We start from the raw sequence: 17627 nt of genomic DNA, 5'->3' as shown, positions 1-17627 counted from the left end.
GCGTAGCCCGTGGCCGAGTTTATCCAGGTGCCGTACGCCCGGTGAGAGGCGCCTGCCCCAGTGGAACGGGCGTGCACACCCCGCGGGCCGGGGTGGCGCCGGACGTGTTCGTTCCGAACGCGACGGCCGGGTGGGGCTCGTCCACGGGAGCCTCCAGCAACGCCACGGCACAGGGGGCGCCCTCCTGCGAGTACGGCAGGTGCAGGACCCCCTCCCGGGTCCAGAAGCCGGATCCGCACAGCCACCCGCCGGGCGCCGCGAACTGGTGCAGCCGGCGCCCCGCCGGACGCCACAGCCCCACCCAGCTGCCCGCCGCCCCGTCGACGCGCAGAGCCACCGCGCAGCTCTCCGGCATCAGCATCTGGCCGGGCTGCACGGCGAACGGTGTCAGCGTCCCGTCCGGTGTGCGCAGGCACTCCGGGAAACGCATGGGGAGGCAGCTGCCGAGCACGCCCCAGCCGAGCCGGTCGTGGCCCGGCGCGTCCGACCGGACCAGCAGCAGGCCGCTGTCCGCGTCGGCCATCAGCAGCCGGTCGTTGCTCTCCGGCGCGATCTGCAGCAGCGGCGTCACTTCCCCGCCGCGCTCCAGGTCCACGACGACCGCCTTCACCGGGCCGCCGCCCGGCATCTGCCGGTCCAGGGCCAGCAGCCGGCCCTCGCGGTCGAGCCAGACGCCGCCCGAACAGCGTCCCGGGACATCGGCGACACGCTCGGGACCGAACGCGCCGCCCGCCACCAGCCAGACGCCGGTGGAGCGTTCGCCGGGGAGCAGGGCACAGGCGCTCATGCCGTCCGGGGACGGGGGGAGGAGCACGAATTCCGGGCAGTCGAGGGCGCCCAGCGAGACCTCGCCCGTGCCGGGCCCGGTCGGGTAGAGGAGGGAGAACGTGTGCGTGCCGGGTTCCACCTCCCGCCGGATCAGGACCCGCCCGTCCGAGAGCGGCAGTACGTCGGAGGAGGCGTCCTCCGGCTGGTCCAGCGGGAGGGGCACGGCGTAGGGCTCCGGGCCGTCCAGCGTCCAGCGCTCGGGGTACCAGCCCGGCCCTTCGGCCTCTCCGGCCGGGGTGAGCCGCGCAGCGTAGGTGTGGTCGGCGGCGAGGGTGAGCGCGGGCGGCACGAGGCGCGACGGCGTCGGGGGGCGGGGCGCTTCGGCACGGTTCACACGGGGCGCGGCTTGCGCGGGTGGTGCCGAGGGGGCGGGGGAAGCGGGCGGCACGGACGGGACCGGTGGTGCGGAGGGGGCAGGCGGTACGGATGCGCCGCGCGGGTCCGTGACGGCGGAGGGAGCTGCCCCGCCGGGTACGCCGTGCGGGCTCGTACCGGCGGAGGCGGCCGCGCCGTGGGGCACGCCGTGCGGACCGGGTCCGGTGGATGCGGCAGCCCCTCCGGGGCCGGTCCGCGCCCCGCCCGGATCGGCGTCGTCGTCCGGCGTACCCGCTCCGGCCGGATCCGCGCCCTCGTCCGGGGCGTCCGCGCCGAGGGGTTTCACGGGCTCGGCCGGCCCGTCGGGCTCCGCGGCCTCGGGTGTGGGGCCGGCCGCCGCGGTGGTCCTCGCGGCTCCGGCGGTCTCGTCCTCGATGGCACAGGCAGTCATGGTCCGGTCACCTCCGGCAACCGAAGCTAGGTTTCGCACTCCCCACCGGACAACACGAGCCACGCCACTTCACACATAAGGGTGCCGATGTCCCCGTTTGCCTGCGGAGCCGGGGGTGGCTGTGCTGCTGATTCCCTGCGGGCTAAGGTGAGCCTTCCCTAAGAATTTCCTGTGTATGTCCCGAACTGGAGCAGAACATGTCCTTCAGGCGCCGCGGCACCGCCGCGATCGGTCTCGCGGTGGCGGCCGCCCTCTCCCTCTCGGCGTGCGGCGGCGACGACACGGCCGGCGGGGCGGCGGGCGGCGACACGGGCGGAGACAAGAAGGCGGCCGTCGCCACGGGAGGCAAGGACTTCGCCGACGCCGCGAAGAAGACGGCGGCGTACGGGACCGACGCGGAAGCCGGTGAGTTCCCCCGTACGCTCACCCACGCCATGGGCACCACCGAGCTCGAAGCCGCGCCGAAGCGCGTGGTCGTGCTGGACGTCGGCGAGTTCGACAACGTCGTCTCGCTCGGTGTGAAGCCCGTCGGCTACGCCCCGTCCGAGGGTGACGACGCCATCCCGTCGTACCTGAAGAAGGAGGCGGGGAACCCGGCGAGCGTCGGGACGATCAACAGCCTCAACCTGGAGGCGATCGCCGGTCTGAAGCCGGACCTGATCCTCGGCAGCCAGCTGCGCGCGGCGGACAAGTACGACGAGCTCTCGAAGATCGCGCCGACCGTCTTCTCCATCCGCCCGGGGTTCACCTGGAAGGAGAACTACCTCCTGAACGCCGCCGCGCTCGACAGGACCGCGAAGGCGGAGTCCGAGCTCGCGGCCTACGAGGCGAAGGCGAAGAAGCTCGGCGCGGACATCGGCCCGGACAAGCCGACCGTCTCCATGGTCCGCTACATGCCGGACAAGATCCGGCTCTACGCCAAGGCCTCCTTCATCGGCACGATCCTTCAGGACGTGGGTCTGCCGCGGCCGAAGAACCAGCAGATCGACGACCTCGCCGCGGAGATCAGCTCCGAGAACATGGACCAGGCGGACGCCGACTGGATCTTCACCGGCGTCTACGGGGACGCGAAGGCCACCGAGCGCGACACCGCCCGTGCCAACCCGCTGTGGAAGAACCTCGCCGCGGTGAAGGCCGGCCAGGCGAAGGACGTCTCCGACGAGACCTGGTACCTGGGCCTCGGAGTCACCTCCGCGAACCTGGTCCTCGACGACCTCCGCGCCGACCTCGTCAAGTGACGGCGAACGGCCTCGTCGAGTGACGGCGAACGGCCTCGCCCTGTAACGATTCGCCCCTGGCCGCCGGTCCCGCTGCACGGGCCCCGGCGGCCAGGGGCGCCGGGCCACGGCGGACAGGTAGCCTTTCCTACGTGCCCCGTCTGTCTGAAGTCATCGCCGAGCTCGACGCCCTCTGGCCTCCCGAGCGGGCCGAAGGATGGGACGCCGTCGGCACGGTCTGCGGTGATCCCGGAGCGGAGATCGACCGGGTCCTCTTCGCCGTCGACCCCGTCGAGCAGATCGCCGATGAGGCCCGCACCCTCGGCGCCCAGCTGATCGTCACCCACCACCCGCTCTATCTGCGCGGTACGACGACGGTCGCGGCCTCCACCTTCAAGGGCCGGGTCGTGCACGGGCTCATCAAGCACGACATCGCCCTGCACGTCGCGCACACCAACGCCGACACCGCCGACCCCGGGGTGTCCGACGCCCTCGCGGGCGCCCTGGACCTGCGGGTCACCGGCCCCCTCGTGCCGGACCCCACCGACCCCGGCGGACGCCGCGGGCTCGGCCGGATCTGCGAGCTCGACCACCCCGAGACCCTCCGCGACTTCGCCGCCCGCGCGGCCGCCCGGCTGCCCGCCACCGCGCAGGGTGTCCGGCTGGCCGGCGACCCCGACGCACCCGTGCGCCGGGTCGCGGTGAGCGGCGGCTCCGGCGACAGCCTCTTCGACGCCGTACGCGCAGCCGGTGTGGACGCCTTCCTCACCGCGGACCTGCGCCACCACCCGGCCTCCGAGGCCGTCCAGCACTCGCCGCTCGGCCTCGTCGACGCCGCGCACTGGGCCACCGAATGGCCCTGGTGCGAGCAGGCCGCCGCGCAGCTCGACGCAATTTCCGACCGCCACGGATGGGACCTGCGGGTCCATGTCTCGAAGCAGGTCACCGACCCCTGGACCACCCACCACTCTTCTGGAGCCCCCAACTGAACGCCGCGCCCGCCGACCAGATCCGACTCCTCGAAGTCCAGGCACTCGACGTACGTCTGTCGCAGCTCTCCCACAAGCGCACCTCGCTGCCCGAGCACGCCGAGCTGGAGTCGCTCAACAGCGACCTCGCGCAGCTCCGCGACCTGCTCGTCGCCTCGCAGACCGAGGAGAGCGACACCACCCGCGAGCAGACCAAGGCGGAGCAGGACGTCGACCAGGTGCGTCAGCGCGCCGTCCGCGACCAGCAGCGGCTCGACTCCGGCGCGGTCTCCTCGCCGAAGGACCTGGAGAGCCTCCAGCGTGAGATCACCTCGCTGGCCAAGCGCCAGGGCGACCTGGAGGACGTCGTCCTCGAGATCATGGAGCGCCGCGAGTCCGCCCAGGAGCGCGTCGCCGAACTGACCGAGCGCGTGAGCGCGGTGCAGGCCAAGGTCGACGACGCGACCGCCCGCCGGGAAGCAGCCTCCCAGGAGCTCGACGCCGAGGCCGCCACCGTGGCCAAGGACCGCGAGGTCGTCGCGGGTGCCGTCCCCGCAGACCTGCTCAAGCTGTACGACAAGCTGCGCGCCCAGCAGGGCGGCGTCGGCGCCGCACGGCTCTACCAGCGCCGCTGCGAGGGCTGCCGCCTGGAGCTGAACATCACCGAGGTCAACGACGTGAAGGCCGCGTCCCCCGACACCGTGCTGCGCTGCGAGAACTGCCACCGCATCCTCGTCCGCACCTCGGAGTCGGGCCTGTAATGTCCGCTCCCCGCCAGCTGGTCGTCGAGGCCGACGGTGGCTCCCGGGGCAACCCGGGGCCCGCGGGTTACGGCGCTGTCGTCGTCGACCCGGCCGACGGCCACACCCTCGCCGAGAAGGCCGAGTACATCGGCGTCGCGACGAACAACGTCGCCGAGTACAAGGGCCTGATCGCCGGCCTGAAGGCGGTGAAGGAGCTCTTCCCGGACACGGACGTGCAGGTCCGTGTCCGGATGGACTCCAAGCTGGTGGTCGAGCAGATGTCGGGCCGCTGGAAGATCAAGCACCCCGACATGAAGCCGCTCGCCGCCGAGGCCGGGCGTGTCCTGCCCGCCTCCTCGGTCACGTACGAGTGGATCCCGCGCGCGGAGAACAAGCACGCCGACCGGCTCGCCAACGAGGCGATGGACGCGGGCAAACGGGGCGAGCGGTGGGACCCCGCGGCCTCGACGGCCGACGTGGAGACGGTGCGCACACTGGTGGTCCCGGATCCGCCGCCCCGGTCAGGACCGCCCGGCGACGCGGCGGCGGGGGCGGCGAGGGTCCGCGCCGCGATGGCGGCCGCCCGCCCCTCGGAGGCGGCTCCGCAGAGCGCGTCCGCGACCCCGCAGGTGGGCTGGGGGAGCGCACCCGACCTGGGCGCGCCCGCCACCTTCATCCTGCTCCGCCACGGCGAGACGGCCCTCACCCCCGAGAAGCGGTTCTCGGGGAGCGGTGGCAGCGACCCGGAGCTCTCGGAGACCGGCCGCCACCAGGCCGCGTGCGCGGCGGAGGCGTTCGCCGCCCGGGGCACCGTCCAGGAGGTCGTGAGCTCCCCGCTGCGGCGCTGCCGTGAGACGGCGGAGGCCGTGGCGGCCAGGCTCGGCCTTCAGGTCCGTATCGAGGAAGGCCTGCGCGAGACGGACTTCGGGGTCTGGGAGGGGCTCACGTTCGGCGAGGTGCGGGAGCGTCACGGCTCCGACCTCACCGCCTGGCTGGCGTCCCCCGACGCGGCGCCCACGGGCGGCGGCGAGAGCTTCGCCGAGGTGGCTGAGCGGGTGTCCGTGACACGCGACCGGCTGATCGCCCGTTACGCGGGCCGCACGGCGCTCCTGGTCACGCACGTCACCCCGATCAAGACCCTGGTCCGGCTCGCGCTGGGCGCACCGCCCGAATCGCTGTTCCGCATGGAGCTCTCGCCCGCGTCCGTCTCGACGGTGGCGTACTACGCGGACGGGAACCCGTCGCTGAGGCTCCTCAACGACACCTCGCACCTGCGGTAGTACGGTTCAGCGACCGCCGAGCGCCGACGCCTCGGCGGCCAGCCGCTCCACGCGCGCCCAGTCCTTCGCCGCCACCGCGTCGCCCGGGACCATCCAACTGCCACCCACACAGCCCACGTTGGGCAGTGCCAGATAGGACGGCGCGGAGGCGAGCGAGACGCCGCCCGTCGGGCAGAACCGGGCCTGGGGGAGCGGGGACGCCAGCGCCTTCAGATAGGCGGTGCCGCCCGCGGCCTCGGCGGGGAAGAACTTCATCTCCGTGACCCCGCGCTCCAGCAGCGCGACGACCTCGGACGTCGTCGAGACGCCCGGCAGGAACGGCACACCCGACGCCTTCATCGCGTCCAGCAGGGCGTCCGTCCAGCCGGGGCTGACCAGGAAGCGCGCTCCGGCCGCGACGGTCCCGGTCACGTGGGCCGGGGAGATCACCGTGCCGGCGCCGACCACGGCGTCGGGAACCTCCGCGGCGATCGTACGGATCGAGTCGAGTGCGGCGGCCGTCCGCAGCGTGACCTCGATCGCCGGCAGCCCGCCCGCCACGAGCGCGCGCGCCAGCGGCACCGCGTCGGCCGCGTCCTCCAGCACGACGACGGGGACGACGGGGGCGAGGTCCAGGACGGAGGCGGACACGGCGGCGGGCACGGAGGAGGTCATGGGGCCATCCTGCCGCGAGAACCGCACACTGCGCAACGCGCGTTGCGCATGCTGCAACGCCTCCGCTGCGGGCAGGCGGTGGATCAGTGGATCTCGGTGACCACCACGTCGAGCGCCCACGGCCGCCCCGCACGCTCCGGGGCCAGCGCCTCCACCACGTATCCGAGGTCGCGCAGCGCCTCCACCAGCTCCGCCGGGCTCTTCGGGGCGGCCCCGGCCAGCAGCAGATCGCGGACCATCCGGCCCTTGGTCGCCTTGTTGAAGTGGCTGACCACGGACCGCTTCTCCACCCCGTCCACCAGCTGGGACTGGAGCACCCGCACACTCGCCGTGCGCTCCGCGACCTCGCCCGAGGGCTTCCACGCCGTGGCGTACGCGGACGAGCGCAGGTCCAGGACCAGCCCCTCCCCGGCCGCCTCCGGCATGACCGACGCCATGGGGGCGCGCCAGTACGCGTTCAGGGCTCCCAGGCCCGGCAGCTTCACCCCCATCGAGCAGCGGTACGAGGGGATGCGGTCGCCCACCCGCACCGCGCCCCACAGCCCGGAGAAGACCAGCAGCGACTTCCCGGCACGCCGCTTGGCCGCCGCGTCCAGCGAGGCCAGGCCGAGGGCGTCGTACAGCACCCCGGTGTAGATCTCCCCGGCGGGCCGCGCCCCGGCCGTGCGCAGCTCCGCGTTCTTCGCGATCTCGCCGCGCAGCCCCTCGCTCAGGCCCAGTACCTCACGGGCCTTCTCCTCGTCCGCCATCGACAGCTCGACCAGTTCGTCGAGGACCGCGGCCCGGGCGTCGGCGAGGCCCGGCAGGGACAGGGACTCCGGCTTCAGCGGTGCCCCGCGCCCCGAAGCGGCCTTACCTTCGGAGGGCGGCAACAGCACGAGCACGGGGTTCTCCTTCACACGCGGCACAGGGCTCCGCGGCGCGTGGGAGCCCCCGGCAAGGGTACGGGCCGGTCCACCCGGAGCCCGCCCCGGAGACCGGGATGCCGACCCCACCGCCCCGGCCTACGCTCGATGGCATGCCCCGTCGCCACCTCCACATGACCGGCGCAGACGGCACCCCGCTGCGGGCGGCCCTGCGCGCCCTACGCACTGAGCTAGGCCTGCCCACGGCCTTCCCGCCCGCCGTCCTCGCCGAAGCGGCGGAGGCGGCGAAGGCCCCGGACGTCTCCGGCCACCTGGACGCCACGGACCTGCCGTTCTTCACGATCGACCCGCCGGCCTCCACCGACCTCGACCAGGCGATGCACCTGGAACGGCGTCCGCACGGCTTCCGCGTGCTCTACGCCATCGCCGACGTAGCCGCCTTCGTCCGCCCCGGCGGCGAACTGGACACCGAGGCCCACCGCCGGGTGACGACCCTGTACTTCCCCGACGGCAGGATCCCCCTGCACCCGCCGGTGCTCTCCGAGGGAGCCGCCAGCCTCCTCCCGGGCGAGACCCGGGCCGCCGCCCTCTGGCGGATCGACCTCGACACGGAGGGCCGTACGGTCGCCGCCGAGGTGCGCCGCGCCCTCGTACGCAGCCGCGCGAAGCTCGACTACGCAGGGGTCCAGCGGCAGATCGACGCCGGAACGGCCGAGGAGCCCCTCGCCCTGCTCAAGGACATCGGCATGCTGCGCGAACAGCAGGAGATCGCCCGGGGCGGCATCTCGCTCGACGTGCCCGAGCAGGAGATCGTCGAACGTGACGGCGGCTACGACCTCGACTACCGCGCGCCCGTGCCCGCCGACGGCTGGAACGCCCAGATCTCCCTGCTCACGGGCATGGCGGCCGCGGGGCTCATGCGGGACTCGGGCACCGGCATCCTCCGCACGCTGCCGGTCGCCCCGGACGGCGCCGTCGCCCGGCTCAGGCGCTCCGCCGAAGCCCTGCACATCGACTGGCCGCACCACGTCCCGTACGCCGAAGTGGTGCGCTCCCTGGACCCCTCGAAGAGCAGCCACGCGGCGTTCCTCCAGGAGTGCACCACGCTCCTGCGCGGCGCCGGCTACTCCGTCTTCGAACACGGAGACCTCCCCACCCCCGCCGTGCACGCCGCCGTCGCCGAGCTCTACACCCACTGCACCGCGCCGCTGCGCCGCCTGGTCGACCGCTACGCCGCCGAGCTGTGCCTCGCCGCGGTCGCCGGACGGCAGCCGCCGGAATGGGTGCTCCAGGCGCTGCCCGGACTGCCGAAGGAGATGGCCGGGGGCACCCGCCGCGCGAACACCGTGGAGCGCGAATGCGTCGACCTCGTCGAGGCGGCGCTGCTCGGGGACAAGGTCGGAGAAGTCTTCGACGGTTACGTGATCGACGTCAAGGACGACGGACCGGCCGTCGGCACCGTCCACATCGAGGACCCGGCGATCGTCGCCCGGATCGAGTCCGAAGGCCCGCTCCCCCTCGGCGAACGGCTGCGGGTCCGCCTCGTCCAGGCCGACCCCGGCTCGTCGAAGGTGCTGTTCGCGCCCGAGTGAGGGCGGCTTGTCCGCATCTCGTACGATCACGTCCTCGGCTGCGGACTGCGTAGCGACTCCGTACCAGGGAAGGTCTCATGCGTGACTGACCTCGCCACCGCCCCCGCGGCCGGCCGACCCCGGCAGATCATCGCCGCCGCACGCGTCCTGCTGGAGGCGGAGGGCCCCGAAGCGCTCACCATGCGCCGGCTGGCGGACCGGGTGGGCGTCAAGGCGCCGTCCCTGTACAAGCACTTCCCGGACAAGTCCTCCGTGGTCGGGGCCCTGGCCACCGAGATGCTCCGGGAGACCGCCGGGGTCCTGGCGGCAGCCGAGGCGGCGGCCCCGGGCTCCTTCTCCGCGCTCGCCACCGCCTACCGCACCTACGCCCTGGCCCACCCGCACCTCTACCTCCTCACCATGGGCCGCACCCTCCCCGCCACGGGGGCGGCGGACGCTGCGGCGGCCCCGCTGTTCCGTGCCGCCGGGGGCGACGAGGACCGGGCCCGGGCGGCCTGGGCCTTCGCCCACGGAATGGTGGTCCTGGAGCTCAACGGCCGCTTCCCCCCGGGCGCCGACCTCTCGGCGGCCTGGGAGGCCGGCATCGCGGCCTTCACCGCCGGCCCCGCCGGGTAGCATGGTCACCACGGCAGACGAGCCGGGCGGACGGCCGCGTGAGGATCCCCGGATCCTCCCGAGGAACGTCCGGGCTCCACAGGGCAGGGTGATGGCTAACGGCCACCCGGGGTGACCCGCGGGACAGTGCCACAGAAAACAGACCGCCGGGGACCTCGGTCCTCGGTAAGGGTGAAACGGTGGTGTAAGAGACCACCAGCGTCTGAGGCGACTCAGGCGGCTAGGTAAACCCCACCCGGAGCAAGGTCAAGAGGGAGCACCCCGGTGCTCCTGCGCGAACGTCCGAGGGCTGCCCGCCCGAGTTCGCGGGTAGACCGCACGAGACCGGCAGCAATGCCGGTCCTAGATGGATGGCCGTCTCCCCGGCCGCCGCGAGGCGACCGGGCGACAGAACCCGGCGTACAGCCCGACTCGTCTGCCGGCAGCTTCGGCATCGCCGTGGAAAGGGCCTCCGACTCGCGTCGGAGGCCCTTTCCGGTCCCAGGCGGTGGGCCGGCCCGGTGATTTCACGGATTCCTTCCTTCCCGATGCCCGCTTCAATCGGCATGAGCCGATGCCGGTACGCACTTCGGTCATCGGAACCAGGCATCACCCGCCCGACCGACACGGGTGCGCCGACGCAGCCGGCCGGCGCGGCCAGAAGGGATCCATCCATGTCTCGTACCAGAGGGCACCTGCGGTTGATCGGCGTCGCGGCCGTCGGCGTCCTGACCGTGACCACGGGTATGGCCGCGGCTCCCGCGTCCGCCGCCACCGCGGTCTACAGCGAGGACTTCTCCGACGGGCTCGGCACCTTCACCGCCTCCGGTTCCGTCAGGACCGGCACCTACGGCGCCCGGCTGAGCGGGTCGCCGGGTTCCGGTCCGGCCCTGGTGTCCGCGCCCGTCGACCTGACCGGGCAGAGCGACGTGACGCTGTCCTACACCCGGGCGGCCTCAGGACTGGACCTCGGGGAGGCCTTCACCGTGGCCTACTCCGTCGACGGCGCCCCGTTCACCGCACTGGAATCGGCGCGCACCGCCACGGGCGCGGTGTCGTTCCCCCTGCCGGCAGCGGTCGACGGCGGTGACCTGCGGCTTCGGTTCTCACTGAACGCCAACAGTCTCCTGGAGACGCTGACCGTGGACGACGTGCTCGTCGAAGCCGAGAACGGCGGAGGCCCGACCGAACCTCCGGCCGGATCCCTGCCTCCGGTGGACGACGTCACCGAGCCCGGTCCGTACGCGGTGACCGTCGACGAATCCGCGGGCCCGGGCGACGACGGATGGCTGGTCCGGCCGGCCGACGCCGGACGGGACGGTGTGGGCCACCCGGTCTTCGTCTGGGGCCCGGGCGCGGGATCCGACCCCGCCGACTACGAGGACATGCTGCGCCAGTGGGCCTCGCACGGATTCGTCGTCTACAGCGAGGTCTCGTCCAGCAGCGGTGACTACATGGTCGACGCCCTCGACTGGCTGGAGGACCAGAACGCCGCCCCGAGCAGTCCGCTGTACACACACCTCGACCTGTCCGAGGTGGCCTTCGGGGGCCATTCCCGCGGATCGATCGGCACGTTCGACGTGGCCGACGAGCCGCGGCTGGAAACGACCGTCCACGTGGCCGGCGGCTCCTTCGACGGCAACGGCCCCGACAGCCTCCGCAATCCGGCCCTGTACATCGGCGGTGACGAGGACTTCGCCACCGAGAACGTACGACGCGACTACACCAACACCGATGTGCCGGTGTGGCTCGACGTCCTCGACGGCACCGACCACATCCTCGCCACGCGCAACGGCCAGCACATCATCACGGCCTGGCTCCGATGGCACCTGGCCGACGAGGAATTCCGCCGCACGCAGGACTTCCTGAGCCCCGGCTGCACCTTCTGCGACCTCGGCGAGGTCCAGCACAAGAACTGGTGACCCGGCGGCAACCGCCCCGCACCGCACCGCCGTTCATGCGACGGGGCGGTGCGGGCCGCGCGGGTCAGCCCTCGGTCCGCCACTTCTGATGAGGCACTCCGGCGCACGTCCACAGCCGCAGTACGTCCCCGTCGGCGCGGCCGCCGTCCTTCGCGTCCACGCACTTGTTCGCCTGCGGATTGACCAGGTCCCCCTCGCCGCTCAGCACGAACTGCTGGGCCGGGTTGCCGCTGCACCGGGCGAGCTGGATCACGGTGCCGTCCTCCTTGGCACCCCAGGCCACGTCCATGCACATGCCGAGTGAGCGAACGGTGCCGTCGCCGAGGAACTCCCACTTCTGGTTGGCCCTCTCCTTGCAGTTCCAGACCGTCAGATGCGTGCCGTCCCTGGCCTCGCCGTTCACCTGGCCCGTGGCTTCGATGCAGAGGCCGGCGGACTTGCTGATGATGTGGGAACCCGGGGCCGGGGCGGGCGGTTGCTCGGTCTCCGCGCCGCCGCCGGCGGGAGGCTCCTCCGTCGCGCCCGCGCCGGAGTCCTCCTTCTCCGGTGTGGGATCCGGAGAAGGCGCCTTGGATTCGGCCTGCGTCGACGGCTGGGCCGGGGGCGGTGCGGACGGCGGCAGGGCGCTGACCGGGGAGTCGGCGACCTTCTCCGTGGCGAGACTGCGTACCTGCGGCTTGTAGGCGAGCCAGATGACGACGAACGTGATGGCGAGGGCCAGGGCGATACCGAGTGCCGTGGCGAGCCACCCCGGCAGGAACCCTCGCTGGACGTAGGTGCCGTCCACATCGACCGGCTGCGCCCCGGACCTCTGGACGGCCAGCGTGTAGGGCCGTTGTTCCTTCGACCCGAACCAGGTGATCTGCCGGGGCTTCAGCGTCGCGTCGACGAAGACGGCACGGCCCGGCTCGACCTGGATGCTGCCCGGACGGATGTCGTACGAGAGGGAGTCCCCGTTGTCGCTCCCGCTGACCGACGCGGTGAGCTTGGTGTTCCCGAGGTTGTCGACGGCCAGCTTGGGCCGTGCCCGGAAACGCCCCTTGACCGTGGGAGGGACCAGTTCGGCCCTGAGCTCGGTGAACGGGGTGATCGTGACGTTGCCCTCGGGGACCGTGGTGGCCTCAGGGTGCTCGGTCGGTGTGATCCGCACCGCGTACGGATTCGCCCCGGCCGTCGCGTCGGGAGTGCGGGGCGGCGCGATCGTCAGCTCCACCGTCGCGGTCGTACCCGGATAGAGCCGGACCGTCTGCGGTTCCACGGTCATCCAGGGGGCGATGCCGCCTACGGGCTCGAAGCGGTACTCGTCGACGACGTCGCCGGTGTTCCGCAGCCGCAGCCGGACGGTCGTACTGCTGCCCGGATCCACCGTGGTCGACGCGGGTTCCAAAGAAGTCCATAGATCCACCAGTTGACGGTAGGGCCGTGGCCGTTCCCGTGTCAGCAGGCCCAGGGGCAGACCGGATGCCCGGAGGGGTGCGGGGAATCTGCCCCTTCTTCCCCGCCCGTCTGCCCTCCCGAACTCCCGTCCGTGGAACGGCTGAAGAGCCGCCGTCCGGCACCTGAGGCCCTTTCCGGTCATTCGGCGGCTTTCCCACCCGGGGCGGACCCGTCCGCGCCTCCTCCGCTTCGTACCCCTTGCCGACGCCTTCATCCGCACCGGCGTCACGGTCGCAGTCGTCTTCCGGCCAGAGGCCGATCTCATACCTTCCGGTATGCGGAGGGGAGTTGATCACTTGCGTCCGTAACCCGATAGGCTCCCCTGCGGCGCGGCGAGTTGACTCGAACTCACTCGGCCGCCGCCGCGCTGCCCGCTCCGCGTGCGGCGTTGCGGCGTGTGCGCGACTCCCCCCTGTTCGATTGTTTTGCTCTCGAAGGATGCAGATGGAACTTGCCACTCCACCCCCGGTGGCACGTACACCGGTCGCCTGGTACGGCTGGTGGCTGATGCCGCTGGCCTTAGGAGCCGGAACCGTCGTCACCGCAGTGGCGGGACCCGATGAGGTCCAGATACCCGCGACGTTCGCGGGTGCCGCGGTCACCGTCGCCGGCGCGGTCTGTGTACGGCTCCTCGTGCGGACCCGGGCCCGGCTCGGCCGCGCGAACGACGAATTCCGCTCGGCCCAGGCCGAGCACTCCCAGCAGCTGTACGCGGATGTGCGGGGCCGGGAACAGAGATTCGCGGCCGAGCGCTCCGCCCTGGAGGCGCAGCTGGGCGAGCAGGCGGCCACCTTCGAGGCCCGGCTCGCGGAGCACACCCAGGCGTACGAGGCCGGCATCGCCGACCGGGCCCGCGCGACGGAGGAGCGGCTCGCGCTCCAGCAGGCCGTCGTCGTCAGGCTCGGCGACAGCCACCTCCCCGAAGCCGTCGCGCGGCTCCGGGACGGCGAGGCCATCGACGACATCCTGGCCGAGGCCGCACAGGAGGCCGACGCGAGCCCGGAGATGCGCGCCGCACTGCGCAAGGTCCAGCGGACCGCGCTGCTCGCCGTGGAGGAGGAGCTGAACCGCTCCACGTCGGCCGAGCAGGCCGTGGTCGGCATCGGCAGCCGTATCCACGTGCTGACAGGCCGGCTGCGCGGCAGGCTCCACGAGATGCAGGGCGAACACGGGCGGCTGCCCGCCGTGGCCCAGGGCCTCATGGAGCTGGACCAGGAGATCGGCCCCGCCGACTGTCTCGCCGCCAGCATCGGCGTACTCGGTGGATCGGACCGGCCCGGACGCCAGTGGCAGGAGCCGCAGCGACTGCTCAGCGTGGTCCGCGGCGGCATCGGACGCATCAAGGACTTCAACCGCATCCAGGTGCGTCATCTGCCCGAACTCGGCGTCGACGGCGGTCTGGTGGACCACCTCACGCTGATCTTCGCGCACCTCCTCGACAACGCGGCGCGCTACTCGCCGCCCACCGAGCCCGTGGTCGTCTCCGGCAAGGAGGTGCCCAACGGCGTCGGCATCGAGATCCAGGACGCGGGCAAGGGCCTGAGCGACGAGCGCAAGCGCGAGGCGGAGCAGGCCATCGCGGGTACCTCGCAGGGTCCCGGCCTGGGCGGCATCTCGGAGGACGCCAACCTCGGCCTGCGCGTGGTGGGCGCCCTCGCGCGCCGCTACGGCATCCGGGTCACCTTCGCGGACTCGCCGTGGCTCGGTACCTCGGTGGTCGTGGTGGTTCCCCACAAGTACTTCAGCCATCTGTCCGCCCCCGTCACCGAGCCGGCCAGGCCCGCCGTGGAGAGGGCCGAGCCGGTCCCCGAGCCGGCCCGGGCCGCCGTGCCCGTGGAAAGCACCGAAGCCATCGACGCCATGGAGACCACGCCCGGCGGCCTGCCGCGCCGCAGGAGCAGGCGGGCGGACACGCCGACGGCCAGGCCGGGCGGAACCGACCGGACCACGGAGTCCGTGGTCGCGGTGCCGCCGGACGCCTCGTTCGCCGGCCTCGCCGCCTTCGCCACGGCCGGGCGCGAAAGCGCGCCACCAGGGGCGACGACCGCGGATGCCGACCCGGGCGCCCGCGAGACGACTGCCGGCCGTGAGTCCAACCGCACTGAAGAGAGCGACTAGTCCACATGACGCAACAGGGAACAGACGTGAGCTGGGCGCTCCGCGATCTCACGGAGAGCATCCGGGAGATACGTTTCGCCCTCGTGGCCTCCAGCGACGGCAAGGCCATCACCTCCTACGGCGCCGACGACCCCGACGACGTGGACCGCTTCGCCGCCGTGGTCGCGGGGCTGCAGGCGCTCGCGCAGCCGGTGGCCGAGCAATTCCCCACGTACGCGGGACAGCTCCGCCTGGCGATGATCGAGGTCGACGGCGGCCATCTCTTCGTGGTGCGGGCCGGTGTGGAGACGTACCTCGGGGTGCTGGCCAGGGAAGGGCTCGACCAGGGCCTGCTCGGCCATCAGATGAGGGATCTGGCGCGGAGGATGGGTGAGCTCCTCGGCACGAGTCCGCGCCTGGAGGAGAATCCTGGATGAGTGGTCCCCGCCGGCCCACGGACCCGCCCGGTCTCGAGCGCTACTACGTCCTCACCGGGGGGCGCAGCGGACCGGGTGGTTCGGCGTCGACCCTGGACGTGGCGACACTCATCATCTCCCGTGCCGCAGCCGGGACCGGTCTGCAGCACGAGCACGAGGAGATACTCCGGCGCTGCCGCGATCCGCTGTCGGTGGCCGAACTCGGCGCCCACCTCGGACTGCCCTTCAACATTCTCGCGGTGCTCCTGGCCGATCTGCTGGACGCAGGCCGCGTCGAAGCCCGTGATCCCATCCCGGCGTCAGGAGCCGGCCGCGGGCCCGACCTCGCGCTCCTTGAGGAGGTACTCAGTGGACTTCAAAGGCTTTGACCATCCCGACCGGCAGACGGCGGGAGGCGGCACCCGCTCGGTGAAGGTGATGATCGCCGGTGGTTTCGGCACCGGGAAAACCACCCTGGTGCGCTCGGTCAGCGACATCAAGCCCCTCACCACCGAGGAGACGCTGACCCAGGCCAGCGTGGACGTCGACGACCTGATCGGGGTGGCGGACAAGCAGGAGACCACCGTCAGCCTCGACTTCGGCAAGATCGGCATCAACGAGGAGCTGGTGCTGTACCTGTTCGGGACCCCGGGACAGGAGCGGTTCTGGTTCCTGTGGAACGGCCTGTTCAAGGGCGCCCTCGGGGCGGTCGTCCTGGTGGACACCCGCCGGCTCGCCTCCAGCTTCCGTGCCATCGAGGAGATGGAGCGGCAGGACGTGCCCTTCGTCATCGCCCTGAACGTGTTCCCCGACTCCAAGGACCATCCGGTCGAGGAGATACGGGACGCCCTGGACATTCCGGAGCACACGCCGGTCGTGACCTGCGACGCCCGTGACCGGAACTCCAGCCGGGACGTGCTGATCGCGCTGATACGTCACCTCAAGGCACGCTCCGCCGTCGCTCTGGAGCCCCGATGACCGACCACCCGGCCGACGGGGAATCCGCCCGGGGCTGCCCCGTCATGCACGGCGGCGCCGACGACCTGACCCGGCTGTACGGTCCGGACGCGGCGATCGACCCGCAGGGCATCTACGGACGGCTGCGCAAGGAACACGGAGCCGTGGCGCCGGTGCTCCTGGAGGGGGACGTCCGCGCCTGGCTGGTCCTCGGCTACCGCGAGAGCCGGCGCGTGCTCGACAACCCCCTCCAGTTCAGCCGGGACTCGCGCATCTGGCGGGACTGGAAGGAGGGGGAGGTCGAGGACACCTCGCCGCTTATGCAGATGCTCGGCTGGCGTCCGGACTGCGTCTCCCAGGACGGTGAACCGCACCGCAGGCTGCGCAGGGCCGTCACCGACAACCTGGACACCCTGGCGGGGCGCGGTATCCGGCGCCATGTCACGCACTTCGCGAACAAGCAGATCGACGCGTTCGCCGGGAAGGGCAGTGCCGACCTGGTGGGTGAGTACGCCGAGTACCTGCCGATGCTCGTGCTCACGCGGCTGTTCGGGCTCCCGGCCGCCGAGGGCCGCAGCCTGGCGGTCTCCTGTGCCCAGGTCATCAAGGGCGGTCCGGACGCGCTCGCGCACAACGACCGCATCATGGAGATCCTGGGAGAGCTGGCCGAGCGCAAGCGCCTCGAACCCGGGCCCGACTTCACCACCGGGCTGCTCGCGCACGACGCCGGACTCGACGAGGGCGAGATCCTCAGCCATCTGCGTCTGGTGCTGATCACCGCGCACACCACGACCAGCAACCTGCTGGCCCGGGTGCTGGAGGCGGTCTTCACCGACCCCGCCCGTCTCTCGGGGCTCGTCAGCGGCCAGCGGGCCGTCTCCGAGGTCGTCGAGGAAGTCATGTGGAGCACCCCGCCGCTGGCGGTCCTCCCGGGGCGTTTCGCCACCGCGGACGTCGAGCTGGGCGGTACGCAGATCAAGGAGGGCGACCTGCTGGTGCTCGGGCTGGCCGCGGGCAACCTCGACCCGGACATCCGTCCCGACTCGGGTGTCTCCGTACACGGCAACCAGTCGCACCTCGCGTTCAGCGGCGGTCCGCACGAATGCCCCGCCCAGAACATCGGCCAGGCGATCATCGAGACCGCCGTCGACACCCTGCTGCACCGGCTGCCCGGACTGCGTCTGTCCGTACCCGCCGACGAACTCACCTCGACCGCCTCCACCTGGGAAGCGCGTCTGGACACCCTCCCGGTCGAGTTCACCGCGGTCTGACCGCGCCCCGCGTACCGCC

Annotated in this window: 16 protein-coding genes and 1 other RNA gene; 13 read left to right on the top strand and 4 right to left on the bottom strand. The window is 72.3% G+C overall.

The genetic code is table 11. The features are described from left to right. Positions 1 to 19: 19 nt before the first annotated feature. Positions 20 to 1594 carry a hypothetical protein gene (locus OG379_RS11815; RefSeq protein WP_405661886.1) on the bottom strand — a complete coding sequence of 525 codons (1575 nt, stop codon included), beginning with the start codon at positions 1592 to 1594 and terminating at the stop codon, positions 20 to 22. Between the two features lie 197 nt (positions 1595 to 1791). On the opposite strand from OG379_RS11815, the gene OG379_RS11810 reads away from it, so the two are divergent. The 4 genes from OG379_RS11810 (at position 1792) to OG379_RS11795 (ending at position 5802) form a co-directional block, all read left to right on the top strand. After that, a complete protein-coding gene (locus tag OG379_RS11810) occupies positions 1792 to 2832 on the top strand; it encodes an ABC transporter substrate-binding protein (RefSeq protein ID WP_405661884.1) in 1041 nt (346 codons plus the stop codon). Positions 2833 to 2963: 131 nt separating this feature from the next. After that, the gene (locus OG379_RS11805) at positions 2964 to 3800 is read left to right on the top strand and encodes a Nif3-like dinuclear metal center hexameric protein (RefSeq protein WP_393765256.1); all 837 of its coding nucleotides are present in this window, start codon (positions 2964 to 2966) and stop codon (positions 3798 to 3800) included. Beyond that, positions 3797 to 4540: a zinc ribbon domain-containing protein gene (locus OG379_RS11800; RefSeq protein WP_393765290.1), complete on the top strand. Its 744-nt coding sequence runs from the start codon at positions 3797 to 3799 to the stop codon at positions 4538 to 4540. Before OG379_RS11805 ends, OG379_RS11800 begins: the two co-directional genes overlap by 4 nt. Next, a complete protein-coding gene (locus OG379_RS11795; protein WP_405661882.1) occupies positions 4540 to 5802 on the top strand; it encodes a bifunctional RNase H/acid phosphatase in 1263 nt (420 codons plus the stop codon). Before OG379_RS11800 ends, OG379_RS11795 begins: the two co-directional genes overlap by 1 nt. 6 nt (positions 5803 to 5808) lie before the next feature. Here OG379_RS11795 and eda read toward each other — a convergent pair whose 3' ends face one another. Together eda and yaaA are read right to left on the bottom strand one after the other, a co-directional pair. Next, positions 5809 to 6456, bottom strand: a complete 648-nt coding sequence (gene eda / locus OG379_RS11790; protein ID WP_405661880.1) for a bifunctional 4-hydroxy-2-oxoglutarate aldolase/2-dehydro-3-deoxy-phosphogluconate aldolase — start codon at positions 6454 to 6456, stop codon at positions 5809 to 5811. Between the two features lie 83 nt (positions 6457 to 6539). Continuing rightward, a complete protein-coding gene (gene yaaA / locus OG379_RS11785) occupies positions 6540 to 7340 on the bottom strand; it encodes a peroxide stress protein YaaA (protein WP_405661877.1) in 801 nt (266 codons plus the stop codon). A 134-nt stretch (positions 7341 to 7474) separates the two neighbouring features. On the opposite strand from yaaA, the gene OG379_RS11780 reads away from it, so the two are divergent. The 4 genes from OG379_RS11780 (at position 7475) to OG379_RS11765 (ending at position 11430) form a co-directional block, all read left to right on the top strand. Then, positions 7475 to 8914, top strand: coding sequence for an RNB domain-containing ribonuclease (locus OG379_RS11780; protein ID WP_405661874.1), 1440 nt, complete (start codon positions 7475 to 7477; stop codon positions 8912 to 8914). Positions 8915 to 8995: 81 nt separating this feature from the next. Then, positions 8996 to 9529, top strand: coding sequence for a TetR/AcrR family transcriptional regulator (locus OG379_RS11775; RefSeq protein WP_393765246.1), 534 nt, complete (start codon positions 8996 to 8998; stop codon positions 9527 to 9529). An 18-nt stretch (positions 9530 to 9547) separates the two neighbouring features. Next, positions 9548 to 9947: RNase P RNA component class A (gene rnpB, locus OG379_RS11770), an RNA gene on the top strand. A gap of 235 nt (positions 9948 to 10182) precedes the next feature. Next, positions 10183 to 11430 carry a hypothetical protein gene (locus tag OG379_RS11765; RefSeq protein WP_405661870.1) on the top strand — a complete coding sequence of 416 codons (1248 nt, stop codon included), beginning with the start codon at positions 10183 to 10185 and terminating at the stop codon, positions 11428 to 11430. 64 nt (positions 11431 to 11494) lie between these two features. Here OG379_RS11765 and OG379_RS11760 read toward each other — a convergent pair whose 3' ends face one another. Further along, positions 11495 to 12835: a ricin-type beta-trefoil lectin domain protein gene (locus tag OG379_RS11760; RefSeq protein ID WP_405661868.1), complete on the bottom strand. Its 1341-nt coding sequence runs from the start codon at positions 12833 to 12835 to the stop codon at positions 11495 to 11497. 476 nt (positions 12836 to 13311) lie between these two features. Here OG379_RS11760 and OG379_RS11755 point away from each other — a divergent pair, with 476 nt between their 5' ends. The 5 genes from OG379_RS11755 to OG379_RS11735 are packed head-to-tail and all read left to right on the top strand — an operon-like array spanning position 13312 to position 17608. Then, positions 13312 to 14985 (top strand): ATP-binding protein, encoded by a 1674-nt coding sequence (locus OG379_RS11755; protein ID WP_405661866.1) that lies wholly within the window; start codon positions 13312 to 13314, stop codon positions 14983 to 14985. Between the two features lie 5 nt (positions 14986 to 14990). Beyond that, the gene (locus OG379_RS11750) at positions 14991 to 15401 is read left to right on the top strand and encodes a roadblock/LC7 domain-containing protein (RefSeq protein ID WP_356707453.1); all 411 of its coding nucleotides are present in this window, start codon (positions 14991 to 14993) and stop codon (positions 15399 to 15401) included. Beyond that, entirely contained in the window at positions 15398 to 15769 is a 372-nt protein-coding gene (locus OG379_RS11745) for a DUF742 domain-containing protein (protein ID WP_383567003.1), read from the top strand. The genes OG379_RS11750 and OG379_RS11745 overlap by 4 nt, the downstream gene beginning before the upstream one ends. After that, complete coding sequence (locus OG379_RS11740; RefSeq protein WP_362931294.1) at positions 15750 to 16358, top strand: ATP/GTP-binding protein; 609 nt, start codon at positions 15750 to 15752, stop codon at positions 16356 to 16358. Before OG379_RS11745 ends, OG379_RS11740 begins: the two co-directional genes overlap by 20 nt. Further along, entirely contained in the window at positions 16355 to 17608 is a 1254-nt protein-coding gene (locus OG379_RS11735) for a cytochrome P450 (RefSeq protein WP_405661862.1), read from the top strand. Before OG379_RS11740 ends, OG379_RS11735 begins: the two co-directional genes overlap by 4 nt. The last annotated feature ends 19 nt before the right edge of the window (positions 17609 to 17627 follow it).

The organism is Streptomyces sp. NBC_01166, from assembly GCF_045039765.1.
Lineage (GTDB): Bacteria > Actinomycetota > Actinomycetes > Streptomycetales > Streptomycetaceae > Streptomyces.
Note: the sequence above shows the minus strand (reverse complement) of the source record. Positions and strands in the feature narration are given on the sequence as shown.